We start from the raw sequence: 26607 nt of genomic DNA, 5'->3' as shown, positions 1-26607 counted from the left end.
CTGGACGGCACACGAAAAAAACCGCTGCGGCGGTTTTTTTTCGTTTCAAAGAGAAATATTGCCTGTTGACTATATTCACGATAGTTTTGTATATTAGGCAGCTATTGAGCAATTTGCAATTTCGATAGTCCTTGTGCAACTGAGTACAGCCACCACCACACAGGCGGCACCCGATTCCTCTTCCTGATGCGGATGGCGATGTCTTCTACTGCCGGCGAACACCCCTTAGCTGCTGAAAAAAGACCGCTGTGGCTGTTCGGCTTTGTCGTGTCGACGATGGTGGGCCTGCTGTTCTACATGGCCGCTTCGCTGTCGATCGAAAGCGATGCCAGCGAACAATTCAACAATCTGGCGCGCAACACCCAGAAAAACATCGAATCGCGCACCAAGTCGTATGCCAACCTGCTGCGCGGCACGGCCAGCCTGTTCCAGGCCAACGAACACGTGAGCCGCGAGCAATTCCACCGCTACGTGGCCAACATCGCCCTGCAACAGAACTATCCGGGCGTGATGAATCTCAATTACAGCCAGGAACTCGACGAGACGCAGCGCGCCGCTTATGAAGCGGCCATGCGGCGCGACTATCCGCCCGGGCGCGACGGCTATCCGGCGTTTGCCATCCACCCGCCCGGCCCGCGCGCCCAGTATTCCGTGCTCGTATACATCGAGCCGATCGCCAGCGCCCCGGAAAAGTATGGCTACGACATCGCCTCGCGCCCGCAGATCGCCGAAGCGCTAGCGCAGTCGCGCGATTCCGGCCACATCAGCAATTCCGGCGTGCCCGTGCCGATGGACGGCCGTCCCCAGCTGACGGGCATGGCCATGCGCCTGCCCGTGTACCGCTTCGGCATGCCCGTCGAGACGGTGGAGCAGAGGCGCGCGGCTTACCAGGGTTCCGTCGGCATCGGCTACGACCTGGTGACGATGATGCGCAGCGCGCTGGCCGACATGCCGGTACGCAACGTCCGCCTGACCCTGTTCGATATCGGTCCGCAGGCGCTGCAACAGCGGGACGTGCCGCTGCAATTGCCGCACGACATGCGCCCCATCTTCGACAGCACGGCGGCGGGCATGCATGCGCCATGGTGGCAGCCCGGCAGTTCGGGCCGCTACCTGAGCAGCACGCTGCTGATCGAGCACAATGGCCGCGCCTGGCAAGCGCTGTTCAGCGTGCGCAAGAGCGACCTGTATTCCCGCTTCGACGCCTTCCTGCCGTGGCTGGCCCTGCTGATCGGCTTTGCCAGCACCATGCTGCTGTACGTGCTGTTCCACACCCTGGCGTCGTCGCGCCGGCGCGCCATCCAGATGGCGACGGGCATGACGGAGGAGTTGCGCGCCAGCCAGATCCGATTGCAACTGTCGCACCAGAAACTGCGCCGCCTGGCCGCGCACGCCGACCAGATCAAGGAAGAAGAGCGCAAGCGCATCGCGCGCGAAATTCACGACGACCTGGGACAGAATCTGCTGGTCCTGCGCATCGACGCCGACATGCTGGCCTCGCGCACGCAGCGCCGCCACCCGCGCCTGAACGCCCGCGCCCGTTCGACCCTGGAGCAGATCGACGCCACCATCAAGAGCGTGCGGCAGATCATCAACGACTTGCGCCCTACCGTGCTGGACCTGGGCGTGAATGCGGCCGTCGAATGGCAGGTGGCGCAATTTCGCCAGCGCACGGGCATCGCCTGCGAAGTGAGCGAAAGCCATGACGACATTTGCCTCAGCGACCAATGCGCGACGGCCCTGTTCCGCATCCTGCAAGAGTCGCTCAGCAATATTTCCCAGCATGCGAATGCCAGCCGCGTGCAGGTCAAGCTGGAAAAATGCCGCGATACGGTGTCGATGAGCGTCAGCGACAACGGCGTGGGCGCGGCCATCGACGGGCGCAACAAGCTCGGCTCGTTTGGCCTGGTGGGGATAGAAGAACGCATCAAGTTGCTAGGTGGCACTTTTTACATCGAAAGCAGCCCCGGCGCCGGCATGAGCGTGCACGTCAGCGTGCCGCTGGGCGCGGACGCCACCGCGTTTCCCTACGAGGAAGAAAGCCGGGCCAGCGGCTGACCGGCACGCGCCCCGCATGAATCAAGCTCAGCTTGCATATTTCGTAATAAGATGCAATATTGATGTAGAACAACTTAGCGCCTGCCCGCCATGGGCAAGGCATTCCTTGACTACTTGCCAGGAGTACACACGCGCCGCTTTCCCTTGTTTCACCGTATTTCCCACAACGCTCTTTACCAAAGGACATTCATGGATACGAACGACAGTTTCAAGGCTATTGCCGATTTGAATTTGGACGCGATCAAGGTCAAACTGATGCACCGGGAGTCAGGCGAAGGATGGAGTCTGGAGAAGGCCAACGCGGTGGAATTCGAATACCGCCGCTTCCTGATCCTGATGAAACAGTTTCCGCAAGAAGAGACGGCGCCCTTGATGGACGTCGATACCTTCTGGCACTACCACATCCTCGACACCCTGAAATATGCGGCCGACTGCGAACAGGTGTTCGGCTACTTCCTCCATCACTTCCCCTACATCGGCTTGCGCGGCGAAGACGACGAAGCGGCGCACCATCGCGTGGGCGAGCGCATGAAGCAGTTGTATGAACAAACGTTCGGGGAAGACTATATCCGCGCTGAAACGGCGTATTCGGGGCGCGCCGTACAGGCGGCGTATTCGGGACGTGCGGTGCAGGAGACGGCTTACTCGGGCCGCGCCGTGCAAACGGCGTTTTCCAGTGCGGCGGTGCAAGCGACGGCTTACTCGGGCCGGGCCGTGCAAACGGCGTTTTCCAGTGCGGCGGTACAGGCGACGGCGTATTCGGGCCGCGCGACCGGGGCTGCCAACACCGCATTTTCCAGCGCCCCTGCCTCACTGGCCGCAGCGGTGGTCAAGTCGTCCTCGACTGGCCTGGAAATGGGGCGCTTCTATGTCGATCGTCCAGTGCTGAACCGCGACCCGCAATAGAAAAGCGGAAAACAGATGTGGCTGCCGCACGCGGCAAGCCTGACGTACCCAGACGGCACCTCTCAGTTTGCCGTCTGTCAGGCGCTCTTAGGCAGCCATCAACTCGCGCAGTTCACGAATGCTGAAATCGCTGATTTCATGCATGCGGATGAGGATCGTGGCGCCGATCGGCAAGGTATTGTGACGAATCTTGCTGATGACCGGTGGCGCCACTTCCAGGGCTCGCGACAAGGCGGCATCGTTTTTCAGTTGCAGCTTGTCGATGATCGCATCGAGGACGCGATTCGGGTTGTAGGTAGGCAAAGAGGTAATTTGTTTGAGAGACATGATCGAAAATCCGTACTTGTTGTATTAGAGCAAAAAGAAACCGAATGTCTCTTCTGCAATAATTCAGGGTAAACACACTAAAAAGCGCCATCACTTATGCGGCTTTTACGCCGCAAACAATATAATACACGCTATTGTTGATTTTTGCGTAACTTAACGCAAAATTGTGATAATTGAAGAGAATTGACGCACTTGGAATGTGCTAGAGGATAACTCAAATTGGAAAAATTTGCTGCAAGTCATCAATTTTTACGATGAGCAACACCGCTATGCATGAGCCAAGCTATGGCCATGAGGGCGCTCAGGCGCGCCATTTCGGCAGATAGATGCCAGCCTTGCGCGGCCACGCCGGCCGGGGTGGCAAGCGGGCACGTGCCCGAAACGGCATCCACGCGGCACCAGGCCAGTTGCCGGCGGATTTCATCGGGCGGCGGCGGCGGCTGCAGCGCACGTTCGCGACGGCGCATGTAAGCGCGTACCTGTTCCTTGCTGGGGTGACTCGTAGCTCGCATGGCTCGCTCCTGCTGACGGGAAACAGCGTCACGCTATGCAGAGCCCGCCACAAGAGCCCAGACGCGTGACGACATTGCTCACCATATCGCCAGCGCGCCATGACGCGTTTGCGCTGCGTCAAAGGTCACGGCCCCGGTGTTGCGCCGAGACCCGTACTGCGCCATGGCCCCAGCGGCCAGGCCCACATTCCTATTTCTTTTGCTGGCGCACGCGCTGCTGCTGCTTTTCCTGCGTTTGCTGGCGATTCTGCTTGCGCTCGAACAAGGTGACCGCATCTTTCTTGGCTTGTTCGACGGTACGCATTTCCTCATGCGCATCGTGCGGGACAAAAAATTCGGCGTCCTGCGCGGCCACGACGAGCTTGATGGCGGCCTCGTCGTCGAGGTCGTACAGTTCCGTCAGGACGGTGGTGACCTCGTCCAGGTATTCTTCGTAAGTGAGGGTGCTCATGCTGTAGTCCTTAAGTGAGTGGCGCAGCGCGGGAACGGCGCGCTGCGCGCCGGCCCAGCAAAGTGCGCAGATAACCGGCCATTTTACCCGATGCCGGCGCCATCGGCTGCCATCGCCTGCAAGGCATCGGCCACGCGCGCGTAGCGCAGGCGCACGCCCAGCTCGCGCTTGAGGCGGGTATTGTGCAGGCGGCGCGATTCGGACATGAACGACAGCAGCATCGGCGTGACCACTTGCCGCAGCTCGGCCCGCGGCAGGCGCGGCGGGCGCGGCAAGCCAAACGTATCGGCCACGGCATCGAAATACTCGGCCATCCTGAGTTCACTGTCATCGCTGGCGTGATACACGCGTCCCGGCTTGCCCCGCCACAGGGCCCGCTCGATGACGCGCGCCAGGTCATCGGCATGGATATGGTTGGTGTACACATCGTCGCTGGCTTCCAGGGCTGGCGTGCCTTCGCGCAAGCGCTTCAGCGGCAGGCGGTCTTGCGCATAAATGCCCGGCACGCGCAGGATGGCCACGCTGGCGCCGCGGCGCGCGCCCCAGCCGCGCAAGACCTGTTCGGCGTCCACGCGCCGCTTCGCGCGCGCATTCGCCGGCGCCGTCGGCCGCGTCTCATCGACCCAGGCGCCGCCGCAATCGCCATACACGCCGCTGGTGCTCACATACACCATGCGTGCATGCTCGGGTAAAATGGCGACCAGATTGCGCGTGCGCCGGTCCAGCAAGCCCGACGACATGGGCGGCGCCAGGTGCACGACCATCGTCGCCAGTCCCGCCAGCCGTTTCAGGCTGGCGCGCTCGTCGAGGTTGGCCACGATGGGCACGGCGCCGGCCGCCCGCAACTGCGCGCAGCGCGCTGGCTGGCTGGTGACGGCAAAGACGCGAAAGCGCGCGCGCAGCAGGGGCAGCAGCCGCATGCCGACGTCGCCGCAGCCCAGGATCAGCAAGCGCGGCAAGCCTGACGGCTTGCGCAAAGAGTGCATTAACATATTTTTCATCTCAAGGATTGTATGACTTTTCAAATTACTGTTCAGCCCAGCGGCCACCAATTCAGCTGCGAAGCGGACGAAACCGTCCTGTCGGCGGCGATACGCGCCGGCGTCGGCCTGCCGTACAGCTGCAAAAGCGGCGCCTGCAGCTCCTGCAAGGGCAAGATCGTGTCCGGCAGCGTACAGCATAAGCCATACCAGGCCCGCTCCCTGACGGAAGATGAAGCGGCGGCCGGCTACTCGCTGCTGTGCTGCGCCGTGCCTCAGGGCGACCTGGTGGTGCAGGCGCGCGAAGTGGCGGGCAGCAGCGACTACCCGATCAAGAAAATGCCGTCGCGCGTGACCACCATCGAAAAAGTCGCGCCCGACGTCGTCGTGCTGACCCTGCAATTGCCAGCCAGCGAGCGCCTGCACTACCGCGCCGGACAGTATATCGAAATCATGCTGCGCGACAACAAACGCCGCAGCTACAGCATGGCCAGCGCACCCGTCGAAGGCGGCCCCGTGAGCCTGCACGTCCGCCACATGCCGGGCGGCCTGTTCACCGACCAGGTGTTCGGCAGCATGAAGGAGCGCGACATCCTGCGCTTCGAAGGCCCGATGGGCACCTTCTTCCTGCGCGAAGATTCCGACAAGCCCGTCGTGCTGCTGGCCTCGGGCACGGGCTTTGCCCCCTTGAAAGCCATCGTCGAGCACATGATCAACGAGCAGTCGCCGCGTCCGATCACCCTGTACTGGGGCGGCCGCCGTCCGCACGACCTGTACATGGACGCCCTGTGCCGCCAGTGGGCCGCCGACTTGCCGCAGTTCACCTATGTGCCCGTCGTGTCGGACGCCCTGCCGGAAGACGCGTGGCAAGGCCGCACGGGCTTCGTGCACCAGGCCGTCATCGCGGACTTGCCCGACATGTCCGCATATCAGGTGTATGCCTGCGGCGCACCGATCGTCGTCGAGTCGGCCAACCGCGATTTCGTGCAATTGTGTCAATTGCCGGCCGACGAGTTTTACGCGGACGCCTTCACCACGGAAGCCGACCTGGCCAAGTAAGCATCCAGACAACGGGGTGCTGCTGGCGCGGCATCCGCTGCCGCTCCACCCCGCTGTTTCCTGGAAATTTCATGTCTCTCGCCTCTGCCGGCAACGGCTTCAGTATCCTGCGTCACCGCAACTTCGCCTGTTATCTTTCCGCCCGCGTGCTGGGCACGGTGGCCGTGCAGATGCAAAGCGTGGCCATCGGCTGGCAGGTGTACCAGATCACGGGCAGCCTGTTCGACCTGGGCCTGATCGGCCTGGCGCAATTCGCCCCCTTCCTCGTGCTCATCTTGCCGGCCGGCCACGTGGCCGACCGCTACAACCGCCGCAATATCATCGCGTGGTGCCTGGCGGCGCAACTGGCGTGCGCGCTGGCCCTGCTGGCGTTTACGTTAAGCAATATTTCCATCGTCTGGCCCGTGTTTGCCGTGCTGGTGCTGTTCGGCAGCGCGCGCGCCTTCATGATGCCGGCCACGCAAGCCGTGCTGGTCAACATGGTGCCCACGCAACACTTCAGCCGCGCCGTCGCGCTCAGTTCATCCAGTTCCCACGTGGCCATCATCCTGGGGCCGACTTTGGGCGGCTTGCTGTACTACTTCGGCCCCAAGGTCGTGTATCTGATCTCGTCCGCGCTGCTGGTCGTGTCCGTCCTGCTGATGCGCGCCACCACCCCGGCGCCGCAAGTGGTGAAACGCGAACCCGTCAGCTGGCATACCCTGCTCGAAGGCTTGCGCTTCGTCTGGTCGAAGCCCATCGTGCTGGGCGCCATTTCGCTCGACCTGTTTGCCGTGCTGTTCGGCGGCGCCACGGCCCTGCTGCCGGCGCTCGCGCATGACGTGCTGCATGCCGGACCCAGCGGCCTGGGCTTGCTGCGCACGGCGCCGGGCGCCGGCGCCGCCCTGTGCTCGATCGCGCTGGCCATGTTTCCCATCACGCGCCGCGTGGGCGCGTGGATGTTCGGCGGCGTGGCCGTCTTCGGCCTGGGCACCCTGGTGCTGGGCAGCACCAGCTATTTCCCGCTGGCCCTGGCGGCGCTGTTCCTGATGGGCGCCGGCGACATGGTCAGCGTCTACATCCGCCACCTGCTGGTGCAGTTCGAGACGCCGGACGAGATCCGCGGCCGGGTCAGCGCCGTGAACGCCGTCTTCATCGGCGCCTCGAACGAGCTGGGCGAATTCGAATCGGGCTTGACGGCCGGCTGGTTCGGCCTCGTGCGCGCCGTGCTCTTCGGCGGCGCCGCCACCCTGGCCGTGACGGGTATCTGGGCCGTGCTGTTCCCCGTACTGTCGCGCATGGACCGCTTCCCCCACCACGAGAAGGAAGCGGCCGCCAGGACGGCCACCGCGGCGAGCGCATAAGGTCTAAGATGCGCTATCCTCACTGACGAATCCGCACCATGAAAATCACGCTTCCATTCCACGGCTTCATCCGCAGCCGCCCCCACCTGAGCATGGCCACGGCCATCGGCGTGGCGGCCGGCCTGCTGCTGCCCGCATCCTGGCAACAGATGACGCGCCTGCTGACGGCGTGGAATGTCGCCGTCTGGTTCTACCTGGCAACGATGGCCTGGATGATGATGCGCGCCAACCACCACAAGGTCAAAGCCATGGCGGCGCGCCAGGATGAGCGGGCGGCAACCGTCCTGTCGGCCCTGTCCGTCGCATCCGTGATGAGCCTGGTAGCCATCGTTTCGCAGCTGTCCTCGATGAAAGACATGGCGCCGGACGAGCGCGCGCTGCATTACGGCCTGACGATACTCACCCTGGTCGGCTCCTGGTTCCTCGTCGGCACCCTGTTCTGCTTTCACTATGCCCACCTGTACTACCAGGCCGATCCCGCGCTGCGCCCCCTGAAGTTTCCCGACGACGAGCAAAGCCCCGATTACTGGGATTTCCTGTATTTCGCCTTCACCATCGCCGTCGCCGTGCAAACGTCGGACGTTTCCGTGCAGACGCGCATGATGCGGCAAATCGTGCTGGGACAATCCGTGCTGAGCTTTTTCTTCAACCTGGTCGTGCTGGGACTGTCGATCAATATCGCGGCCGGCCTCATCAATGGCTGAGGGTAAATAATTTCGTAGTGGAAACTTGACCTGGCTGAAGGGTTAAGCTCATCTTAATCGTGCGCACCCTCTTGAAATACTGGAAAGAGGAGTAAGATAAGTCATGCACAGGGATCAAGTGCATGAGGCAAGAACCAGGCGCCGACGCGCCCTGGCAGCGGGTTTGACCACTGCCATGCAAGGCGCCTGAGATGGGTTTTTTTTGAATTGACAGGAGTAAGCATATGCAAATCAATATTCATACCGACAGCACCATCGCCAACACCGCTGGACTGAACGAACATGTGCAATCCGTACTTGAAAGCGCACTGAACCGCTTCCGCGACAACCTGACCCGCATCGAAGTCCACATCAGCGACACGAATGGCCCGAAAGGCGGCGCCGACGATATCCGCTGCGTCATGGAAGCACGCGTTGCTGGCTATCAACCGATCGCCGTGACCGAACAGAACGCCACCGTGCATCAATCCGTTGCCGGCGCCACCGATAAACTGAAACGCGCCATCGATAGCGCCCTGGGCCGCCTGCAAGACAGCAAGCGCCACGCCACCGGCAAGAATGCCGTGATCGATACGGCCGAAGCGGAAGAAACCGCCGAGTAATCCCCACCCGCAGGATTTCCAGAGACTGAGGCAGCCGTTCAAGGCTGCCTTTGCACATCCGGCCCGCCTTTCGCGCGCGGCAACATCCATAGCAAAACCGCAAGCATTCCTGTGTATTGACGCGGCAATGAAATAATTGTCGTATTTCTCACAGTAAGTGACCTCAAGCAAGCCTTTGGCGTTACAGCCAAGGCCGCTTTACGCTATCATGAAGCTACCGGCCCCCTGCTCGCGCGCCGGCTTTTTGAAAGTGTGATTGTGGAACAGATCGGCAACTTCGGCGCTTCAGGCTGCAACATCGGCGATTTACAGCTATTTCGCGATGGGGCGGATAGCCAGACGGCCGCCATGCTAGCGCCCTGCCCCGTGATGCGCCTGGAAGCGGGCGAAGCCATTGCCGACACGCAAGGCGCCAGCCTGTACATCGTCCTGCGCGGCTCGCTGGCCGTGGCCGCCGACACCCACACGGGCATGGATGACGGCACCGTCAGCAAGGTCTTGCCCGGCGAAAGCGTGGGCGAACAATCGGTGCTCGATGAAGCGAGCAACCTGGCCGCCATTTCCGCCCTGGAAGAAACCGATTTGCTGGTGATCGACGCGGCCATCGTCTGGGAATTGATCGAACAGTCGAACGGCCTGGCGCGCAACCTGCTGCGGCTGCTGTCCTTCCGCATCCGCGCCGCCAATGCCCTGCTGCGCCGGCGCCAAAAACTGGGCGAATTCTACCGCCAGCTGTCGATGGTCGACAGCCTGACGGGCTTGTACAACCGCGCCTGGCTGACGGATTTACTGCCCAACATGATCGTCACGGCCCACGCCAGCGGCTCGCCGCTGTCGCTGGTGATGATAGACCTCGACCATTTCAAGCGCTTCAACGACACGCACGGCCACCAGGCGGGCGACCAGGCACTGCGCATCGCCGCGCAAGTGCTGGGCGCCGCCCTGCGGCCCACGGATTTTGCCGTGCGCTACGGTGGCGAGGAAATGATGGTGATCTTGCCCGATACCAACGAACACGTGGCCTTGCGGGTGGCCGAGCGCTTGTGCGAGCGCATGCAGCTCGCCGTCATCTTCGCCGACATGCGCAGCGCCTTGCCGCACATCACGGGTTCCTTCGGCGTGGCCAGCCTGGCGGCCGAACAGGACGACCATGCGCTGATCGCCGCAGCCGACGCGGCGCTCTATCGCGCCAAAGCATCGGGCCGCAACAGGGTCATGCTGTAGTTCAGGCAGCCTTGCTGTCGGCCGGCTTGCCAGCATCCGGCTTGGCGGCATCATCCTTCTTGCTGCTGTGCGCGGCGATGAAGTCGGCATAGCCCTTTTGCACCAGCTCGTACGTCTTGTCGATATTGCCGGCGATGTCGCCATTCAGCACTTTCAAGCCGCCCAGGATGTCGCGCGCTTCCTTGAAGCCTTTTTCCATGCCGCCGCTGATGGTGTCCATGAACTTGGTCAAGGCCGTATCGTCGTCCAGGCCGGGATTCTGTTTCTTGAAAGCATCAAAAAATCCCGTCGACAGCGATACAATGCGGTTCGCCGTCGCTTCGGCGCTGTTATCCTGCGAAGCCGCGTTCTGGATCGCATCCTCGCCGTACTGACCCTTCAGCGCTTCATTGATGTTGGTGATGGCCGTCTTGTACAGCAGCGCCAGCGGTTCGTTCTCGGAACCGATCGACACGTTCAGCGACGCCTGCATGATGGAAGCGTTCAATTGCAGCTTGGTGCGGTCATTCACGCTCATTTCAGCGTTGACGCCGTCCTTTTGCTGGACTTTATCGTCCTTGCCGGCAACGCCCGTACTGACGGAAGTCACGGAAGGGGTGGAATTGCCGCTTGCGGCGATGGGAATTGACACGATAGACCTCCTTGAACGGGCAATGTATGCCACCATGCGGGAAACGCGATGATGACCATCCTCTCGTGTAGTATCGGCAGGTTTTCAGAAAACTGTAGCAGCGGCCGCTTTTGGCGGCCCGGATAACCAATCAAGCAACGACCATCAATGACTAACCAGACCTTTCTTTGGCACGACTACGAAACCTTTGGCGCCCAGCCGCGCCGCGACCGCCCGGCCCAGTTCGCCGCCATCCGCACGGATGCCGACCTCAACGAGATCGGCGAACCCATCATGCTGTATTGTCAGCCTGCCAATGATTTCCTGCCCGACCCGCAGTCGTGCCTGATCACGGGCATCACGCCGCAGCAGTGTCTGCAGCTGGGCGTGCCCGAACACCAGTTCGCCGCCACCATCGAAGCGGCCTTTTCGGAGCCAGGCACCATCGGCGTGGGCTACAACACCATCCGTTTCGACGATGAAGTCACGCGTTTCCTGTTCTGGCGCAACCTGATCGACCCGTATGCGCGCGAATGGAAGAACCATTGCGGCCGCTGGGACATCCTCGACGTGGTGCGCATGACGCACGCGCTGCGCCCGGAAGGCATTCAATGGCCGAAGCGCGACGATGGCCAGACCAGTTTTAAACTGGAACACTTGAGCAAGGTCAATGGCCTGGCCCACGAAGCGGCGCATGATGCACTGTCCGACGTGCGCGCCACCATCGCCCTGGCGCGCCTGATCAAGGAAAAACAGCCGAAACTGTTCGAATTCTGCCTGGCCCTGCACAAGAAGGACCGGGTCGCCAGCGAAATGGGCATGCACCTGGCCGCCGGCGAGCGCCAGCCTTTCCTGCACGTGTCGGGCATGTTCCCCGCCGAACGGGGTTGCCTGGGCATCGTCTGGCCGCTGGCCACGCACCCGAGCAATAAAAATGAAATCCTCGTCTGGGATTGCGCCTACGACCCGCGCGAGTTGTTCCAGCTGGACGCCGACACCATCCGCACGCGCTTGTTCACGCGCAAGGACGCCATGCCGGAAGGCATGACGCGCCTGCCCGTGAAAAGCGTGCACCTGAACAAGTCGCCCATGCTGGTCGGCAATTTAAAGACCTTGTCGCCGGCCATGGCCGCGCAATGGGGCATCGATCTGGACGCGGCGAAGGTCAACGCGCAATTCGCCGCCGCGGCGCCGAACATGGATGCCGTCTGGGCCGAAGTGTTCCAGCGCCCGGGCGCGAATGCCGCGCTGGACGTGGATGAAGATTTGTACAATGGTTTCGTCAGCAACGACGACCGCCGCCTGCTCGAATCCTTGCGCCGCGACACGCCTGCCAAGCTGGCCACGGCCCGCCCCTCGTTTGCCGATGAGCGCCTGCAGGAACTGCTGTTCCGCTACCGCGCCCGCAATTTCCCGCAAACCCTGAGCGAAGCGGAAAGCCTGCGCTGGGAACAGCACCGCGCCGCCCGCCTGTTCGACGGCGACGCCGGCGCCCGCACCATCGAAATGCTGTTTACGGAAATCGACGTGCTGTCGGAATCCGTCGATGAGCGGGGCGAGGAAATTCTGGGAGAACTCTACGATTACGCGGAGATCGTCGCACCACAGCGTGACTAAATGCAAAATGCCGGGCTAGCCCGGCATTTTTTATGGATGACAAACAACAGTCATCACGGTGCCTGACAGAAGCGTAGCGAGCGGATGGGAGTTGCGGCCGAGAAGCGCAACTGTGCTATGGCACAGTGAGCATCGCCGGCCGCAAATCTCGACGCGCAGTAGCTTATGTCAGCCACCATCAGACGCGCGGTGCGCGTTGATGGCATCGCGCGTTTCAATGGCCACGCGGCGCGCCGCGTCGGCGAAGTCTTCGCCCGCCTGCGGCGTGGCGTAGATGATGGCGCGCGACGAGCTGATCATCATGCCCATGCCGTTCGCCGTCTGGCCCGCGCCGACGGTGGCGGCGATGTCGCCGCCCTGGGCGCCGATACCGGGCACCAGCAGCGGCATGTCGCCGACGATGGCGCGCACCTGCGCCAGTTCTTCAGGGAAGGTGGCGCCGACGACGAGCGCGCACTGGCCGTTTTTATTCCACTTCTCGGCCACCAGGCGCGCCACGCGCTGGTACAGCGGTTCGCCGTCCGTATTCAGGAATTGCAGGTCCGAGCCGCCCGGGTTCGACGTGCGGCACAGGATGATCACGCCGCGGTCTTTCCACGCCAGGTAGGGATCGAGCGAATCCTCGCCCATGTACGGGTTCACGGTGACGGCGTCGGCGCCGTAGCGCTCGAACGCTTCGCGCGCGTATTGCGTGGCCGTCGCGCCGATGTCGCCCCGTTTCGCGTCGAGGATCAGGGGGATGTGCGGATAATTCTCGCGCACGTAGCGGCAGATGTCTTCCAGCTGCTTTTCCGCGCCCAGCGCGGCAAAATACGCGATCTGCGGCTTGAAGGCGCAAGCCAGGTCGGCCGTGGCATCGATGATGCGCGTGCAAAAGGTGGTGATTCCATCAGGCAGGTCGCGCAGTTCGGCCGGCAGTTTCGCCTGGTCGGGGTCCAGGCCCACGCACAGCAGGGAATTATTGGCCGTCCACGCGGCGGATAATTTATTGATGAAATTCACGGCACACCTTCTCTATATTCAGTTGCAAACCCCGTATTGTAACGCGGCGCAGGCTTGCCACGGCGTCACAAGGCGGTCGGGGCCGGCGGCCGGCGCTTATTAAACCGACATTACGGGCCGTTTCAGGTATATTTGCCTCACCTCCCTTACTCTGCACGGAACCCATCATGCAAATCACCAATCAATTCACCAAATGGCTGCGCCTGGCGCTGAGCGTCACCGTCCTGGCCGGCGTCCTGACGGGCTGCGGCTACAACGACTTCCAGAGCAAGGATGAGGCCACCAAGGCCGCCTGGGGCGAAGTGGTCAACCAGTACCAGCGCCGCGCCGACCTGATCCCCAACCTGGTCAATACCGTCAAGGGCTATGCCACGCACGAGCGCGAAACGCTGGAAGCGGTGACCAAGGCGCGCGCCGCCGCCACCAGTTTCCAGATCACGCCAGAAGTGCTGAACGACCCGGCCGCGTTCGAGAAATTCCAGCAAGTGCAGGGGCAGCTGTCGTCGGCCCTGTCGCGCCTGATGGTGGTATCCGAGAAGTACCCGGACTTGAAGGCCGACACAAGCTTCCGCGACTTGCAGTCGCAGCTGGAAGGCACGGAAAACCGCATCACCGTGGCGCGCCAGCGTTACATCGTTGCCGTGCAGGATTACAACGTGCATGCGCGCAGCTTCCCGAACAACCTGACGGCCATGGTCTTCGGCTACAAGGTCAAGCCATCGTTCACGGTGGAAAATGAAAAAGCCATCTCGACCGCACCGACCGTCAACTTTGGCAAATAAGATGAAAGCCTGGTCCTATCTCGCGGCGCTGGCGACGGCGCTGCTGCTGTGGACGATGCCGCCAGCCGGCGCACAGGGCTTGCAGCCCGTGCCGCCGCTGGCCGCGCGCGTGACGGACAACGCCGGCATGCTGGACGCCAAGCAAAAGGCGGCGCTGGAAGGCGTGCTGGCCGATTATGAAGCCAAGACGGGCAGCCAGATCGCCGTGCTGCTGGTCAAGAGCACGGAACCGGAAGCCATCGAGCAATACAGCATCCGCGTGACGGATGCCTGGAAGCTGGGCCGCAAGGGCGTCGATGACGGCGTGCTGCTGATGGTGGCGAAGGACAACCCCTCGTCCCTGCGCCGCCTGCGCATCGAGGCGGGCCGCGGCGTGCAGGGCGTGCTGACGGATGCGCAATCGAAACGCATCCTGCAAGACGTGATCGCCCCCCATTTCAAGCAAAACGATTACTACGGCGGCCTGGTGGCCGGCGTGGGCTCGATTGCCACCCTGCTGAACCAGGAGCAATTCCCCGCTGCGGCACAGCAAAAGGCGCCAGCCACCGTGGAAGCGGGCGGCATGACCTTTTGGCTGCCGCTGCTGTTCTTCGGCTTCCTCGTCGTGCTGACCCTGTTCCGCTCGCGCGGCGGGCCGACGCGCCTGCAGCGCGGCAGCAACTGGTCCAGCGGCGCCACCGGTGTCGTGCTGGGCAGCATCCTCAGCCAGGCGCTGAACAACCGCGGCGGCGGCGGCTTCGGCGGCGGCGGTTTTGGCGGTGGCAGCAGTGGCGGCGGTGGTTTCGGTGGCGGCGGCGGCGGTTTTGACGGCGGCGGCGCCTCGGGAGATTGGTAATGACGAAACAACTGACATTCGGACAACGCTGCGGACGGGCATTGAAACATTTGCGGGGCACGCCGGCGACGGCGCGCCACGCCTTTCCGGAACGCACCCTGAAAGCCATCGAGACAGCCATCGCCGGCGGTGAAGCGATGCACCAGGCGGAAGTGCGCCTGATCGTCGAAGCAGCCCTGACGCCGGGCATGGCGTACCAGGGCGTGAGCAACCGCGAGCGGGCGCGCGAACTGTTCGCCCAATATGGCGTGTGGGATACGGAAGACAACGTCGGCGTGCTGATCTACATCAACCTGGCCGAGCACCAGGTCGATATCGTGGCCGACCGCAACGTGGGCCGCCGCGTCACGCCGGAACAGTGGCAAGCCGTGTGCCGCACCATGACCAAAGGGTTCAAGGATGGCAATTACCACGACAGCACCCTGGAAGCGCTGGCGCAGCTCAATACCCTGCTGCAAAGCCACTTCCCCGCCAACGGCACGCGCGGCAACCAGTTGCCGAACGAGCCCATCCTCCTCTGATTCCTGCCCAGGGATTAAAATCTGCCCATTGCCGCGCGGGCTGGTGTTCCTGTCAGCGCGGCCCCCATCCCCCGCCGAGGAGCACACATGAAATTAGTCAATAAAACCGCCATCGTCACGGGCGCCACGCAAGGCATCGGCCTGGCTTGCGCCACCCGCCTGATCGCCGAAGGGGTGCAAGTGATGCTGGTCGACATCAAGGAAGAAGGCGCGCAAGCGGCCGCCGCCCTCGGCCCGCAGGCGCGCTTCTTTTGCGCCGACGTCAGCCAGAAGGCGGATGTGGACGCCATGCTGAAGGAAACCCTGGCGCAGTTCGGCCACATCGATATCCTCGTCAACAATGCGGGCGTCACGCACGCGGCCGATTTCCTCGACGTCTGCGAAGACGATTTCGACCGGGTCATGCGCATCAACCTGAAATCGATGTTCCTGTGCGGCCAGGCCGTGGCGCGCGAAATGGTCAAGCGCAACAGCGGCTGCATCATCAACATGTCCAGCGTGAACGCGGAACTGGCCATTCCGAACCAGGTGCCGTACGTGGTGTCGAAGGGCGCCATCAACCAGCTGACCAAGGTCATGGCCCTGAACCTGGCCTCGCACGGCGTGCGCGTCAACGGCATCGGGCCGGGCACCATCCTGACGGAACTGGCCAAGCAGGCGGTGCTGTCGAGCCCGGAAGCGCGCCACACGATTTTGTCGCGCACGCCGCTGGGCCGCTGCGGCGAACCGGAAGAAGTGGCCGGCATCGCCGCCTTCCTGGCCAGCGACGACGCCACCTACATGACGGGCCAGACCATCTATGTCGATGGCGGGCGCATGGCGCTCAATTACACGGTGGCCGTGAAGGAATGAAGGCAGGCGCGGCAAGTTATATCAAAAAAGAATAATGGTTATCCGAAAAGATCATTAGACACATATCGTGCAACGCAGCATAATGCACCTGTCTCCACTATTCTCCTCCAAGAAAATAGTTTTAAGCCCGCTTTCACCAGCGGGCTTTTTTTTCGCTATCAATCTTGAAACATGGCTATTCTTGCCATTCCCCACACTCTTTCCGACAATTTGCGCTGCCGCAAAAAAATGTTGCGGCGTGTCATCAGGCCGTCATCTTCGCCCCCTATACTTGCTTCATCTGCTGTACAGGCAACCGATATGCCTGACTACAGACAGGTGTGCCGCGATGGCACACCACTCCCCTTTCATGACCGTGGCGGGCGCCCGCAAGGCGCGCGACATGGTAAGTACCGAGCAACTCTCAACTCTTGACCCATTTCATTTGGGTTTTTGGCCCGCGCCCCCGCGGGCCTTTTTTTTGCCTGTCCAGCAAGCTCTTGCGCAAAAACACGATGGCCCGCCACGCGCATGATATTGTGGCGTCCTTTCCACCTGTCCTAGCGCCTCATGCCTGCACCCTTGCCCGAACTGTGTTTTGCCGACCGTTACGAACGCCTGCGCTACCGCACCGCGCTGGTGCTATATGTGCTGGTGATCCTGATCGGCGACATTCCCGGCGTGCGCGCGGACGTGGGCCAGTATGCGTCGGGCGGCGTGCTGCATTCCTTCGGTTATGGCGTGCTGGCCCTGATCCTGTTCAGCGGCACGGGCGGCGGCATGGCGCGCCGGGCACTGCTGTCGGTGCTGATGGTGGCGGCCATGGGCGCGCTGGACGAATTCATCCAGAGTTTCCTGCCCTACCGCCATGGCGCCGTCAGCGACTGGGTGGTCGATGTCACGGCCGCCGCGGCGGTCTGCCTGCCGCTGTATTTCCTGTGGCCGAAAATGGTCGCCGCTGCCCTTGGCAAGGACGCGCCGCTGCCCGAAGCCTGAACGGGGGATGGCTCGCGCCCGTCAGGCGCGATCCGCTTCGCTATCCTGCAATGCCAGCCGCAACTGTCCCTGGCCCCGCTTGCCCAGTCGCCGCATCAGGGCGCGCGTCTCGCGCCGGCTGCCGGCCCCCATGGCGCGTGCCGTATCGCGCTGCATCTCCAGCAACTGTTCCGAGCGCGCCAGCCGCACCAGGCCATGCAAGGCCTGGGCCAGCACATGGCGCGCACGGACATCGTGCGCAGTGCCGCCGATGGCCAGCACCAATTCATCGATCAGTTTTGCTGTAGGGCCAGATGACATTTTTTCTCCCGATTGAACAGTGAGGAAACGTGCAGCCGCACGAAGTGGTAATTGCCAGCATCGTTTATACCAAGCACGGCAATTAGACACTTGATCTAGCTCAATCGACAATGACGGCCGCCGAACATCCCTGTTCCGCCATGCTCTTACATGCAGCAATCGCCGCCATCCGCATCACCGCGGGTGCCGATCCTGAGTGTGCGACCATGAGGAGACCAAGATGAGATCAAAAACCACCCTGCTGCTGACCGGCCTGACATGCGCCTTGCTGGCAGCCTGCCATTCCACGGACAAGACCAGTCTGGCGCGCAGCAATAGCGGCGAAACCTATGCCGCACCGGCCGGCACGACGCCGCAAAGCAGCACGGCCAGCACCGCCAGCAGCACGGCCGCCGATACGAGCAACGCCCAGAGCAGCATGAGCAGCGACATGCGCAACGACGCGAACCAGGCCACCATGAACATCAGCTCGGCCACGGTGCAGTCGATAGAAACCGTGCCGCGCAGCATGGACCAAGGCAGTGGCGACATGCAGGCGGGCACGTCGGGCACGGCCGGCAGCACTTCGGGGGCGGCGGGCAACATGCTGTACCGCGTCACCTTGCGCCTGGACGACGGCACGACGCGCACCTTTGTGCAAAACACCCAGCCCGCCTTCCAGATCGGCGACAAGGTCAGCGTGCAAAAAGGCGTGATGCAGCGCTATTGATCGGTATATTGATCGGTATCAACGCTGGCCGGCGCTGGCCGATTTCCTCCACGCCTGGCCGCCACTTGGCATGTATTTGGCACGCACTTGATACGCATTTGGCACGCAGTTGCCACGCAGTTATCATTTTCAAGCCAAGGCCAGGGTCAGCGGCCGGCTGCGCCCCTGCACCAGGGCCGAGGGCCAGGCCGGGTCATGCGTCAGGTTGTGCAATTGGCTGCCGTCGAGCAAAAACGTGTCTTCCACCGTACTGCCGGGCAGGCTGGGGTGGAAGGCCAGCGCCATGCCCCGCTTGAGGATGATTTCCGTGTGCGCGCCGGCCGCCACTTCGGGCGCCAGGTAGCCGTGGATGCCGCCCTGCCGGCTGGTGCGCACCGTGTCGGGCTGGCCTGCATACGCGTAGGCGCTGTCTAGCGCGTGATACACCATGCTCAGCGCATGACCCGTTTCGCAAGCGTCGAGCGCCACCGCTTCCAGCGCCAGCATGGCCGCATCGGCATCGTCCATGACCACCGCCGCGCCATCGGCGCGATGCTGCGCCGGGCCGAAGCGCCGTTGACGGCTGAGGCTAGCGCACAGGCCGAAACGCCGCGCGCACAGGGCCAGCACGGCTTGCGGGCCCAGCTCCACCTGGGCTGGCGGTGCGCGACGATACCGCTGTTGACGCTCCGCCCCGCTGACAAGCACGTGCACGGCCTGCAAGCCCCGCAGCCACAGCGCGCGCGCGCAGACGGCAGCCAGTTCCAGCTCGCTCCAGTCGGGGCGGGCCTGGCGCAGCGCATCCGCGGCCGCGCGGGCAGCCAGCTGCCCCACCTGCCGGTAGCGCAGCTGTTCCGATTCCAGCAGCACCAGCCGCTCTTCGCGCAAGGCTACGGGCAGGCTGCGTTCGTGCAAGCCCGGCCGGTCGGACAGGACCGGCGCGCCACCGGCCGCATGCTGCACGAAATGCTCGCGCAATTCATAGAGCTGCGGCTGCATCCAGGGCGACACTTGCCACGTCCATGGCCCGCGCACTTCTTCCTCGCGCATGCGCATGGCTTCGGCTTCGTCCGTCAAGATATAGGCCGCGTCGCGCGTCACCAGCACTTCCGCGCAGCCGCACTCGGCGGTATGGTAGTGGCTGTTCGACGCGCCCGCAGTGGCCCAGGCAAACCAGTCCCCGCCGCGCAGGCGCACGGCGCCGGCACGCTGGTCTTCCAGCCAGCCCCGCATCTGCGCCAGCTTGTGCGCCACTTCCAGTTCCAGCGGCCAGTTCATGACCGCCCCTCGTGCGGGCTCCGGCGCGGCGCGACGCCGCCTGCCCTGCCTGGCGCCAGCCGGGTCTCCTGTTGTGCATGCATAGCTGCTCCCTTCCTACATGGAAACGTAAGACCGGCGCCCCTATCAAAAGTTCAGTGCCCGGATGCGTCTCAGGCTTGCAGTCTATGACTTCCCTCTGTTTTTGCAAGCCGCTATTTCGCCAGTTCGATCAGGACAGCCGTGTACATCTGCAGATTCAGCAGCAGCTGTTTTTCCGTGATGAACTCGTGTTCGGAATGCCCCGTGTACACGGTGTGCGGCATGGCCGGACCGAAGCTGACGGCGTTCGGGAACAGGCGCGAATTGGTGCCGCCGCCGATGGCGACCGGTTGCGGATGCGCGATACCCGTGTAGTGCTCGAACACGGACAGCAGGGTGGGAATCTGCGGCGCGTCCGTCTGCAGCCACGGTTCGCCGATCTGCACCTGCAGGGTAGCGGGCACCTGGCGCCGCGCCTTCCAGCCATCGAAGGCGGCCGTCACCTGCTGCTGCAGCACGGCCGCCGTCTTGCCTTGCGGACGGCGCAGGTTGATGTTCAGTTCCAGCGCGCCGCCATCTTGCTTGAGCACGGTAGGCGCTACCGTCATCGGCCCCATGAAGCCGTCGCGATAAGCGATCTGGCCAAAGCGCTCGCCGTAGATGCCGGTGCCCACCAGTTCATTCAGGAACGACAGCATGTCGGCCGCCTGCGTGCCCTGCCACGGCTGCACGGCCAGCGCGTCGGCCAGCATGCTGATGGCGTTGACGCCGTCTTCCGGCTTCGACGAGTGGGCCGACACGCCCAGCGCCGTTACCGTCAAGGTATCGCCAGTGCGCGCGTAGCTGTAGCGCACGCCCTGCTGGCCCTGCGCGCGGGCGCGGATGGCCGCTTCCAGCGCGGCTGGCGCGTGGTCGATCACGGCTTGTGCGTCTTCCGGGATCTGGCTGCCGAAAAAGCCGCCCGCCAGGCGCGTCAGCACGGCGCCGCCCTTGGCCGGCAAGGCCGTGCGCGGCGGCAGGGTCAGCTTGATGGAACCGTAGCCCTTCTCGGCCGTCACCACCGGGTATTCCGCATCGATGGTGATGTTCACTTGCGGCGGCGTGTGGGTTTTCAGGAATTGTTTCAACGGTTCCCAGTCCGATTCCTCGGCCATGTAGACGTACAGCTCGATGCGCTTGCTCAGCGGCACCTGCTGGTCCTGGATAGCCTTCATCGCGTACAGGGCCGTGGCGATGGGCCCCTTGTCGTCTTCCGTGCCCCGTCCCAGCAGCTTGCCCGGTTCGCTGCTGCGATCCAATTCGAACGGCGAACGGGCCCATTTCGCGGGGTTAACCGGCTGCACGTCGCCATGCGTGATCACGCCCACCCGTTCGCTGCCGCTGCCCATGCCGATGATGAGCACGTGGCCGTGATCCTGGAAGTCGAATCCCAGGCGCTGCGCCTCGGCCGCCAGGTAGCGCTTGAAGCCCGTGTGCTGTGGATTGCCGGCAAAGGGCACGGCCGGGTCGGCCACCGTGTTGTAGCTGATCATCTTCGCCAGGCTGGCGATCAGCGGTTCCGGATAGGTGGCCAGCGCGTAGCGGGCCGTGTCCTGCGCCTGCTGGCTGACGGGCGCGGCGTGAACGGAGGGCTGCAGCAGCAGGCTCATCAAAGTCAGCAGGATGGGTTTCTTGAACATGGCGGGGCGCATAAAGTGGGGAGGCCAACTCTAGCATCGCCCGCACCGATTTCCAATCGATACGAGTTTTTTACCGATCAGTACGCAAATTCCCGATTCGCATTATCATGTGCACAGCCTGTCATCCCTGCCGCTTCCAAGGCCGACCCTACTGGGGTCAGGGGATAGACAAATCGTCCATTGTGATTTTCCACCACGTCCCGATATCGCTACCATGATTCCATTTTCCATACTCGACCTGGCCCCCATCGCCGAAGGCAGCGACGCCAGCCAGTCGTTCAAGAACACGCTCGACCTGGCGCAGCACGGCGAACGCTGGGGCTACAACCGCTACTGGCTGGCCGAACACCACGGCATGCCCGGCATCGCCAGCGCCGCCACGGCCGTCGTGATCGCCCATGTGGCGGCCGGTACCAAGACCATCCGCGTGGGCGCGGGCGGCGTGATGCTGCCGAACCACTCGCCGCTGGTCATCGCGGAACAGTTCGGCACCCTGGAAGCGCTGCATCCGGGCCGCATCGACCTGGGCCTGGGCCGCGCGCCCGGCTCCGACCAGACGACGGCGCGCGCCCTGCGCCGCGACCTGCAGTCCGATGCGGAACAGTTCCCGCAAGACGTGCTGGAATTGATCGACTACATGTCCGACGAGCCGCGCCAGCGCGTGCTGGCCGTGCCCGGCAAGGGCGCGAAAGTACCCGTGTGGATACTCGGATCCAGCCTGTTCGGCGCCCAGCTGGCCGCCCACCTGGGCTTGCCGTATGCATTCGCCTCACACTTCGCGCCGCAGATGATGATGCAAGCCGTGGCGTATTACCGCGAACACTTCAAGCCGTCAAAACAATTGGCGAAACCGTACGTGATGCTGGGCTTTAACGTGTTTGCCGCCGACACGGATGAGCAAGCGCACTTGCGCGCCACGTCGATGCAGCAAGCGTTCGTCAACCTGCGCACGGGCCGCCCGTCGCGCCTGCAGCCGCCCGTGCCCGGTTATCTGGAGCAATTGGGTCCGCAGGAACGCGCCATGCTCGATTCCGTCCTGTCATGCACGGCCATCGGCGCACCGGACACCGTCAAGGCGAAGATGGCCGCCTTCATCGCCGAAACGGGCGCCGACGAGCTGATGATCACTTCGCAGATCTTCGACCACCAGCACCGGCTGCGCTCGTATGAAATCACGGCACAGGTGCATGCGGAGCTGGCGAGCGCTCGTTAAGTTTTAACTCTCCCCCGGTATATCCCCCTATACCCTTTTCCCGGCCGTCGGCAACGATCGCCGGGATTTTTTTGCCTGGCGTGTTTAGCTGCCGTTTTGCCGGCCGTCTTGCCTGCCCCCTGCCGCAAAATCGGCCCTACCCGGCAGGAAATGTGCAGCCCCGCTATCATGCTCATCCAAAAGCATTATTCCAAGAAAGCTGTACCGCATGAAATCTGCAAGCTCTTCCGTCGATGCCAGCATCCTGCTGAGCTCCACCCGCATCCTGTTATTCGCCCTGTCCGCCGGCGTGCTCGTCGCCAGCCTGTATTACGTGCAGCCGCTCACGTCCATGCTGGCTGCCTCGTTCGGCGTCAGCGTGCCGCAAGCCGGTTACCTGGTCACGGCCACGCAGATCGGCTACGTGCTGGGCATCGTGTTCCTCGTGCCCCTCAGCGACGTGCTGAACCGCCGCCAGTTGCTGACGTGGATGCTGATCGCCAAGATCGGCGCCCTGCTGCTGGCCGCTACCAGCCAGAATATTATCGTCTTTGCCATCGCCAGCGTCTTGATGGGGATCACGTCCAGTGCATTGATGGTGGTCACGGCCATGGTGGCGTCATATGCGCCCGACCACAGCCGGGGCCGCATGGTGGGCACCGTCATGACGGGCTTGTTGCTGGGCATCTTGCTGGCGCGTACCGTGTCCGGCACGGTGTCGCAGATCAGCGGCGGCTGGCGCACCGTCTACGTGCTGGCCGCCATCGTCGTGGCCGCCCTGCTCATCATGCTGCGCCGCATCCTGCCAAACGAAGCACCACGCGGCAAGCTGCAATACGGAAAATTGATGGCCTCGCTGGCCGACATCATCCGCCAGGAACCGCTGCTGCGCCAGCGCGCCCTGTTCTCGGGCCTGGGCCTGGGCACCTTCAGCGTGTTCTGGACGGGGCTGACCTTCTTGCTCAGCGGCGCGCCGTATCACTACTCGGAAATGCAGATCGGCCTGTTCGGCCTGGCCGGCGCCACGGGCGCCTTTGCCGCGAATACGGCGGGCCGCATGGCCGACCGCGGCTATGCGCGCCAGGCCACCTGGCTGCTGGCCGTCGCCTCGATCGCAGGCTGGGCCTTGATCGGCTTTGGCGCCCATTCGCTGGTGCTGTTGTTGATCGGCATCGTCCTGCTGGACATGGGCGTGATGGGCCTGCAAGTAACGCACCAATCCATCATCTATAAACTGGCGCCGCATGCGCGGGCAAGGGTTACCACCGTCTTCATCGCGGGCGGCTTCATCGGCGCCTCGGCAGGTTCGGCCCTGGCCAGCGCCAGCTTTGCCGCCGGCGGCTGGCCCGCCCTGTGCATGGTGGGCGGCGCCATGCCGCTGCTGATGCTACTGGTGTGGAGCAAGTATCGCCACACGCAGCGCCGGCTGGAACGGGCAAGCGCCACCTGAACCAGCGCGAAAAAAAACCGCTCGGCCGAGCGGTTTTTTTTCGTCCCTATTTCGCTGGCGCGCGCGCCTTGCCGAACGCATCGCCCGCCTTCCAGGCCGGCATCTTCGCGCCATTTGCCACGGCTTGCCCCAGGTTCAGGGTGAACTGCGCCTGCTGCGTCATGCCGGACAAATCCCAGCTGGCATCGTACTCATCCGTGACTTGATGGTAGCGGGGGCCGTAGGCGGCCGCCTTGGCTTTCGATGCCTCGACATCCTTGATGTACTCGCGTCCGCCATTGATGGAAAACGCGGGCACGCCCGCCTTGGCAAAACTGAAATGGTCGCTGCGGAAATAACCGCCGGCCAAGTCGGGGCGGGCTGCCGCGATGTGCATGCCCATGGCTTTGGCCACCGTGGCGGCGATCGCGCCCAATTCCGTGCGCTCGCTGCCCTGTGCGCCGATGTCGCGCGTGGCGCCCACGAAATTCAAGCTGTCGAGGTTCAGCGCGGCCGCCGTCTTGTCCAAAGGCCACAGCGGGTCGGCCGCGTAGGCGGCGCTGCCCAATAACCCTTGCTCCTCGGCCGCCACCCACAGGAATATCTGCGTGCGCTTCGCGGGCTGTTTCACGGCTTCCTGCGCCATGGCCAGCAAGCCGGCCGTGCCCGAAGCGTTGTCGACGGCGCCGTTGTAAATGGTGTCGCCCGTTTCACCTTGCTTGCCCAGGTGGTCCCAGTGGCCGCTGTAGATGACGGCTTCATCCTTCAGTTTCGGGTCGGTGCCCGGCACCATGCCGGCGATATTGAATTGCTCCACCTTGCGCACGGCCGACTTCATTTCGCCCGACAGTTTGGCGTTCAGCGCGACGGCCTTGAAGTCCTTGTTTTCCGCCTGCGCGCGCAAGGCGTCCAGGTCCTGCCCGCCAGCCGCAAACAGACGGCGCGCCGCCTCTTCCGCGATCCAGCCCTGCAGCGGCGTGCCGGCCGTGCGGTCCGCCAATTGGAAGCGCTCGCTGCCGCTCCAGCTGTTCTGCACCACGCTCCAGTCATACGATGCGGACGGTTTCGTGTGAATCAGCAACACACCCGCGGCGCCCTGGCGCCTGGCTTCCTCGAATTTGTAGGTCCAGCGTCCGTAATAGGTCAGCGCCTTGCCGGCGAAACGGTTCGGATCAAGCGCGGTCGGCTGCGGGTCGTTGACCATCATGACGACGATCTTGTTTTTGACATCGGCCCCCTTGAAATCGTTCCAGCCTTCTTCCGGCGCCGTGATGCCGTAGCCGACGAACACGAGCGGCGCATCGAAGGTATGCGCGGCAACGGAGTCGCCCGTGGCCCAGACCCAGTCCGGGCCGAACGCCAGCGGCACGGCCTTGCCGCCCGCCACGACTTGCAGGCTGCTCTCTTGCGGCAAGGATTTCACGCCGGCAATTTGCACGCTCTGGCGGTAGCTGCTGCCGCGCACGGGTTGCAGCCCGGCCATCTGCGCCTGGGTTTCCAGGTAAGCCACCGTCAGGTCGGCGCCGCGCTGGCCCGTGCCCCGGCCTTCCAGCAAATCGTTGGACAGGAAGGCCAGGTGGGCGCGCAGGGGCGCTTCCTGCACGATGGGCAAACCGCTGGCGGCTTGGGCGGAAAACGCCAGCGCAGTCAAGGCGAGGGAAGAAAACAGCTTCTGCATAATATCCTTTGGGTAAGAGGAGGAAAGCGGTCCGGCGGATGGCCGAGCCGGCGATTGTATGCCATGGGGAAAGATGGATCAAAATGCGGACGAAAAAAATCCCCGCGGCAAAGGCGGGGATGGACGATGGAAGCTGCGTCAGACCAACAAGGCGGCCGCCAGCGATTCGATCTCTTCCGCCGATTCGTCGAGGATGGTGTGCAAGGTGCTGCCGCCGATGCCGAAGTCGATCTTCGCGGCCGCCTGGCGCCGCGCGGCGCTTTCCGGCGGATGCAGGGGCGAGCCGACAGGCGACAGATCGTTGGCCAGCACCAGGGTCGCGCCCAGGGTGCGGGGCGGGAACGGGCTGCCGCCATGCCACATGCCTTCCACGGCCTGCAAGACCATGTCCGGCACTTGCAGCTGGCGCAGCACGCCGCGGCCGATCAGCTTTTCGCCGTATTCGATCCAGTCTTCGGTATTGTCGTCCAGCAAACCCGGATATTCCTCGGCGCGCGACAGCAGATAAAAGCCGCCCACTTCGTGCACGATGGCGGCGAACATGGCCGTTTCCACATCGACATGCGTGACTTTCCGCGCGATCACCTGGCTCAGCGCGGCCACGTGGGCCGTGTGTTCCCACAGCTTGGCCGCCTTGGCGCGCAATTGCGGGTCCGTGATCTGGCTGCCCAGCTGGCGCACGATGACGGACGCCACCATCGACTTTAACGTGGCAAAGCCCAGGCGCGAGACAGCCGCGCGCACGTTGGCGATTTCATTGCCGGAACGGTTGTAGGCGGCCGAGTTGGCCAAGGCCACGACCCTGGCCGACAGCAGCGGCTCGGCCATGACCATGCGGGCGGCCGCTTCGATATGGCAATCGGGGTCGTCCAGCGCTTCCTGCAGCTTCAAGGTGGCCTTGACGTTGGCGGGGAACGTCAGCTCGCCCTTGCTCGCTTGCAGCGCGATAATCTTGAATACTTCCAGTCTATCCATGGGTCAA

At 63.3% G+C, this 26607-nt stretch carries 27 protein-coding genes; 16 read left to right on the top strand and 11 right to left on the bottom strand.

Features of this window, described 5'->3' with window-relative positions; translation table 11 throughout:
• Positions 1 to 198 precede the first annotated feature (198 nt).
• Both O3300_RS24545 and O3300_RS24540 read left to right on the top strand, forming a co-directional pair.
• Positions 199 to 2058 (top strand): CHASE domain-containing protein, encoded by a 1860-nt coding sequence (locus O3300_RS24545; RefSeq protein ID WP_257218718.1) that lies wholly within the window; start codon positions 199 to 201, stop codon positions 2056 to 2058.
• Between the two features lie 189 nt (positions 2059 to 2247).
• Entirely contained in the window at positions 2248 to 2964 is a 717-nt protein-coding gene (locus tag O3300_RS24540; RefSeq protein WP_099665221.1) for a hypothetical protein, read from the top strand.
• 87 nt (positions 2965 to 3051) lie between these two features.
• Here the strand turns inward: O3300_RS24540 and O3300_RS24535 are convergent, their stop codons facing one another.
• The 4 genes from O3300_RS24535 to O3300_RS24520 all read right to left on the bottom strand — a co-directional run bounded on the left by O3300_RS24535 (position 3052) and on the right by O3300_RS24520 (position 5255).
• On the bottom strand, positions 3052 to 3291 hold the full coding sequence (locus O3300_RS24535) for a hypothetical protein (RefSeq protein WP_029496207.1): 240 nt from the start codon (positions 3289 to 3291) through the stop codon (positions 3052 to 3054).
• 242 nt (positions 3292 to 3533) lie between these two features.
• Complete coding sequence (locus O3300_RS24530) at positions 3534 to 3803, bottom strand: hypothetical protein (RefSeq protein WP_077400508.1); 270 nt, start codon at positions 3801 to 3803, stop codon at positions 3534 to 3536.
• Positions 3804 to 3993: 190 nt separating this feature from the next.
• Positions 3994 to 4254: a hypothetical protein gene (locus O3300_RS24525; protein WP_034759943.1), complete on the bottom strand. Its 261-nt coding sequence runs from the start codon at positions 4252 to 4254 to the stop codon at positions 3994 to 3996.
• An 83-nt stretch (positions 4255 to 4337) separates the two neighbouring features.
• Positions 4338 to 5255 (bottom strand): SDR family oxidoreductase, encoded by a 918-nt coding sequence (locus O3300_RS24520; RefSeq protein ID WP_099665223.1) that lies wholly within the window; start codon positions 5253 to 5255, stop codon positions 4338 to 4340.
• Positions 5256 to 5267: 12 nt separating this feature from the next.
• On the opposite strand from O3300_RS24520, the gene O3300_RS24515 reads away from it, so the two are divergent.
• The 5 genes from O3300_RS24515 to O3300_RS24495 all read left to right on the top strand — a co-directional run bounded on the left by O3300_RS24515 (position 5268) and on the right by O3300_RS24495 (position 10166).
• Positions 5268 to 6293 (top strand): CDP-6-deoxy-delta-3,4-glucoseen reductase, encoded by a 1026-nt coding sequence (locus tag O3300_RS24515; protein ID WP_251349880.1) that lies wholly within the window; start codon positions 5268 to 5270, stop codon positions 6291 to 6293.
• 71 nt (positions 6294 to 6364) lie between these two features.
• Positions 6365 to 7636: an MFS transporter gene (locus O3300_RS24510; RefSeq protein WP_305054376.1), complete on the top strand. Its 1272-nt coding sequence runs from the start codon at positions 6365 to 6367 to the stop codon at positions 7634 to 7636.
• 38 nt (positions 7637 to 7674) lie between these two features.
• Positions 7675 to 8340 (top strand): DUF1345 domain-containing protein, encoded by a 666-nt coding sequence (locus tag O3300_RS24505; protein ID WP_099665226.1) that lies wholly within the window; start codon positions 7675 to 7677, stop codon positions 8338 to 8340.
• Positions 8341 to 8564: 224 nt separating this feature from the next.
• Positions 8565 to 8942, top strand: coding sequence for an HPF/RaiA family ribosome-associated protein (locus O3300_RS24500; protein WP_034781728.1), 378 nt, complete (start codon positions 8565 to 8567; stop codon positions 8940 to 8942).
• A gap of 258 nt (positions 8943 to 9200) precedes the next feature.
• Positions 9201 to 10166: a GGDEF domain-containing protein gene (locus O3300_RS24495; protein WP_099389628.1), complete on the top strand. Its 966-nt coding sequence runs from the start codon at positions 9201 to 9203 to the stop codon at positions 10164 to 10166.
• 1 nt (position 10167) lies between these two features.
• Here the strand turns inward: O3300_RS24495 and O3300_RS24490 are convergent, their stop codons facing one another.
• Entirely contained in the window at positions 10168 to 10797 is a 630-nt protein-coding gene (locus tag O3300_RS24490; protein ID WP_257218719.1) for a DUF5610 domain-containing protein, read from the bottom strand.
• A gap of 147 nt (positions 10798 to 10944) precedes the next feature.
• On the opposite strand from O3300_RS24490, the gene sbcB reads away from it, so the two are divergent.
• The gene (gene sbcB, locus O3300_RS24485; protein WP_305054375.1) at positions 10945 to 12393 is read left to right on the top strand and encodes an exodeoxyribonuclease I; all 1449 of its coding nucleotides are present in this window, start codon (positions 10945 to 10947) and stop codon (positions 12391 to 12393) included.
• Positions 12394 to 12561: 168 nt separating this feature from the next.
• Here sbcB and pyrF read toward each other — a convergent pair whose 3' ends face one another.
• On the bottom strand, positions 12562 to 13395 hold the full coding sequence (gene pyrF, locus O3300_RS24480; protein ID WP_305054374.1) for an orotidine-5'-phosphate decarboxylase: 834 nt from the start codon (positions 13393 to 13395) through the stop codon (positions 12562 to 12564).
• 167 nt (positions 13396 to 13562) lie between these two features.
• On the opposite strand from pyrF, the gene O3300_RS24475 reads away from it, so the two are divergent.
• The 5 genes from O3300_RS24475 to O3300_RS24455 all read left to right on the top strand — a co-directional run bounded on the left by O3300_RS24475 (position 13563) and on the right by O3300_RS24455 (position 17360).
• Positions 13563 to 14177: a LemA family protein gene (locus O3300_RS24475; protein WP_034781723.1), complete on the top strand. Its 615-nt coding sequence runs from the start codon at positions 13563 to 13565 to the stop codon at positions 14175 to 14177.
• A gap of 1 nt (position 14178) precedes the next feature.
• Positions 14179 to 15012: a YgcG family protein gene (locus tag O3300_RS24470; protein ID WP_305054373.1), complete on the top strand. Its 834-nt coding sequence runs from the start codon at positions 14179 to 14181 to the stop codon at positions 15010 to 15012.
• Complete coding sequence (locus O3300_RS24465) at positions 15012 to 15533, top strand: TPM domain-containing protein (protein WP_251349873.1); 522 nt, start codon at positions 15012 to 15014, stop codon at positions 15531 to 15533. The genes O3300_RS24470 and O3300_RS24465 overlap by 1 nt, the downstream gene beginning before the upstream one ends.
• Positions 15534 to 15620: 87 nt before the next feature.
• Positions 15621 to 16385: an SDR family NAD(P)-dependent oxidoreductase gene (locus O3300_RS24460; protein WP_305054372.1), complete on the top strand. Its 765-nt coding sequence runs from the start codon at positions 15621 to 15623 to the stop codon at positions 16383 to 16385.
• Positions 16386 to 16934: 549 nt separating this feature from the next.
• Positions 16935 to 17360, top strand: a complete 426-nt coding sequence (locus O3300_RS24455; RefSeq protein WP_251349872.1) for a VanZ family protein — start codon at positions 16935 to 16937, stop codon at positions 17358 to 17360.
• 21 nt (positions 17361 to 17381) lie between these two features.
• Here O3300_RS24455 and O3300_RS24450 read toward each other — a convergent pair whose 3' ends face one another.
• On the bottom strand, positions 17382 to 17660 hold the full coding sequence (locus O3300_RS24450) for a hypothetical protein (RefSeq protein ID WP_143451371.1): 279 nt from the start codon (positions 17658 to 17660) through the stop codon (positions 17382 to 17384).
• A 220-nt stretch (positions 17661 to 17880) separates the two neighbouring features.
• Between O3300_RS24450 and O3300_RS24445 the strand changes: the two genes are divergently transcribed.
• Positions 17881 to 18369: a hypothetical protein gene (locus tag O3300_RS24445; protein WP_305054371.1), complete on the top strand. Its 489-nt coding sequence runs from the start codon at positions 17881 to 17883 to the stop codon at positions 18367 to 18369.
• A gap of 129 nt (positions 18370 to 18498) precedes the next feature.
• Here O3300_RS24445 and O3300_RS24440 read toward each other — a convergent pair whose 3' ends face one another.
• Positions 18499 to 19626: a peptidase M24 gene (locus O3300_RS24440; RefSeq protein WP_305054370.1), complete on the bottom strand. Its 1128-nt coding sequence runs from the start codon at positions 19624 to 19626 to the stop codon at positions 18499 to 18501.
• 194 nt (positions 19627 to 19820) lie between these two features.
• A complete protein-coding gene (locus O3300_RS24435) occupies positions 19821 to 21326 on the bottom strand; it encodes a dipeptidase (RefSeq protein WP_305054369.1) in 1506 nt (501 codons plus the stop codon).
• A gap of 214 nt (positions 21327 to 21540) precedes the next feature.
• Between O3300_RS24435 and O3300_RS24430 the strand changes: the two genes are divergently transcribed.
• Both O3300_RS24430 and O3300_RS24425 read left to right on the top strand, forming a co-directional pair.
• A complete protein-coding gene (locus O3300_RS24430; protein WP_305054368.1) occupies positions 21541 to 22539 on the top strand; it encodes an LLM class flavin-dependent oxidoreductase in 999 nt (332 codons plus the stop codon).
• A gap of 208 nt (positions 22540 to 22747) precedes the next feature.
• Positions 22748 to 23968 (top strand): MFS transporter, encoded by a 1221-nt coding sequence (locus tag O3300_RS24425; protein WP_305054367.1) that lies wholly within the window; start codon positions 22748 to 22750, stop codon positions 23966 to 23968.
• A 46-nt stretch (positions 23969 to 24014) separates the two neighbouring features.
• On the opposite strand, the gene O3300_RS24420 is transcribed toward O3300_RS24425, so the two are convergent.
• A complete protein-coding gene (locus O3300_RS24420) occupies positions 24015 to 25625 on the bottom strand; it encodes a M28 family peptidase (RefSeq protein ID WP_305054366.1) in 1611 nt (536 codons plus the stop codon).
• A 138-nt stretch (positions 25626 to 25763) separates the two neighbouring features.
• The gene (locus O3300_RS24415) at positions 25764 to 26600 is read right to left on the bottom strand and encodes an HDOD domain-containing protein (RefSeq protein ID WP_077400451.1); all 837 of its coding nucleotides are present in this window, start codon (positions 26598 to 26600) and stop codon (positions 25764 to 25766) included.
• Positions 26601 to 26607 lie beyond the last annotated feature (7 nt).

Origin of the sequence: Janthinobacterium sp. SUN206 (genome assembly GCF_030587305.1) — a bacterium.
GTDB classification, from domain to species: domain Bacteria; phylum Pseudomonadota; class Gammaproteobacteria; order Burkholderiales; family Burkholderiaceae_D; genus Janthinobacterium; species Janthinobacterium kumbetense.
The sequence above is the reverse complement of the archived record's forward strand: the minus strand, read 5'-3'. Positions and strand labels throughout refer to the sequence as shown.

Excerpts from the sequence above, each read along its gene's own strand:
- O3300_RS24545 (WP_257218718.1), top strand. The coding sequence starts at position 199 with ATGTCTTCTACTGCCGGCGAACACCCCTTAGCTGCTGAAAAAAGACCG.
- O3300_RS24540 (WP_099665221.1), top strand. The coding sequence starts at position 2,248 with ATGGATACGAACGACAGTTTCAAGGCTATTGCCGATTTGAATTTGGAC.
- O3300_RS24535 (WP_029496207.1), bottom strand. The coding sequence starts at position 3,291 with ATGTCTCTCAAACAAATTACCTCTTTGCCTACCTACAACCCGAATCGC.
- O3300_RS24530 (WP_077400508.1), bottom strand. The coding sequence starts at position 3,803 with ATGCGAGCTACGAGTCACCCCAGCAAGGAACAGGTACGCGCTTACATG.
- O3300_RS24525 (WP_034759943.1), bottom strand. The coding sequence starts at position 4,254 with ATGAGCACCCTCACTTACGAAGAATACCTGGACGAGGTCACCACCGTC.
- O3300_RS24520 (WP_099665223.1), bottom strand. The coding sequence starts at position 5,255 with ATGAAAAATATGTTAATGCACTCTTTGCGCAAGCCGTCAGGCTTGCCG.
- O3300_RS24515 (WP_251349880.1), top strand. The coding sequence starts at position 5,268 with ATGACTTTTCAAATTACTGTTCAGCCCAGCGGCCACCAATTCAGCTGC.
- O3300_RS24510 (WP_305054376.1), top strand. The coding sequence starts at position 6,365 with ATGTCTCTCGCCTCTGCCGGCAACGGCTTCAGTATCCTGCGTCACCGC.
- O3300_RS24505 (WP_099665226.1), top strand. The coding sequence starts at position 7,675 with ATGAAAATCACGCTTCCATTCCACGGCTTCATCCGCAGCCGCCCCCAC.
- O3300_RS24500 (WP_034781728.1), top strand. The coding sequence starts at position 8,565 with ATGCAAATCAATATTCATACCGACAGCACCATCGCCAACACCGCTGGA.
- sbcB (WP_305054375.1), top strand. The coding sequence starts at position 10,945 with ATGACTAACCAGACCTTTCTTTGGCACGACTACGAAACCTTTGGCGCC.
- O3300_RS24475 (WP_034781723.1), top strand. The coding sequence starts at position 13,563 with ATGCAAATCACCAATCAATTCACCAAATGGCTGCGCCTGGCGCTGAGC.
- O3300_RS24470 (WP_305054373.1), top strand. The coding sequence starts at position 14,179 with ATGAAAGCCTGGTCCTATCTCGCGGCGCTGGCGACGGCGCTGCTGCTG.
- O3300_RS24465 (WP_251349873.1), top strand. The coding sequence starts at position 15,012 with ATGACGAAACAACTGACATTCGGACAACGCTGCGGACGGGCATTGAAA.
- O3300_RS24460 (WP_305054372.1), top strand. The coding sequence starts at position 15,621 with ATGAAATTAGTCAATAAAACCGCCATCGTCACGGGCGCCACGCAAGGC.
- O3300_RS24455 (WP_251349872.1), top strand. The coding sequence starts at position 16,935 with ATGCCTGCACCCTTGCCCGAACTGTGTTTTGCCGACCGTTACGAACGC.
- O3300_RS24450 (WP_143451371.1), bottom strand. The coding sequence starts at position 17,660 with ATGTCATCTGGCCCTACAGCAAAACTGATCGATGAATTGGTGCTGGCC.
- O3300_RS24445 (WP_305054371.1), top strand. The coding sequence starts at position 17,881 with ATGAGATCAAAAACCACCCTGCTGCTGACCGGCCTGACATGCGCCTTG.
- O3300_RS24440 (WP_305054370.1), bottom strand. The coding sequence starts at position 19,626 with ATGAACTGGCCGCTGGAACTGGAAGTGGCGCACAAGCTGGCGCAGATG.
- O3300_RS24435 (WP_305054369.1), bottom strand. The coding sequence starts at position 21,326 with ATGTTCAAGAAACCCATCCTGCTGACTTTGATGAGCCTGCTGCTGCAG.
- O3300_RS24430 (WP_305054368.1), top strand. The coding sequence starts at position 21,541 with ATGATTCCATTTTCCATACTCGACCTGGCCCCCATCGCCGAAGGCAGC.
- O3300_RS24425 (WP_305054367.1), top strand. The coding sequence starts at position 22,748 with ATGAAATCTGCAAGCTCTTCCGTCGATGCCAGCATCCTGCTGAGCTCC.
- O3300_RS24420 (WP_305054366.1), bottom strand. The coding sequence starts at position 25,625 with ATGCAGAAGCTGTTTTCTTCCCTCGCCTTGACTGCGCTGGCGTTTTCC.
- O3300_RS24415 (WP_077400451.1), bottom strand. The coding sequence starts at position 26,600 with ATGGATAGACTGGAAGTATTCAAGATTATCGCGCTGCAAGCGAGCAAG.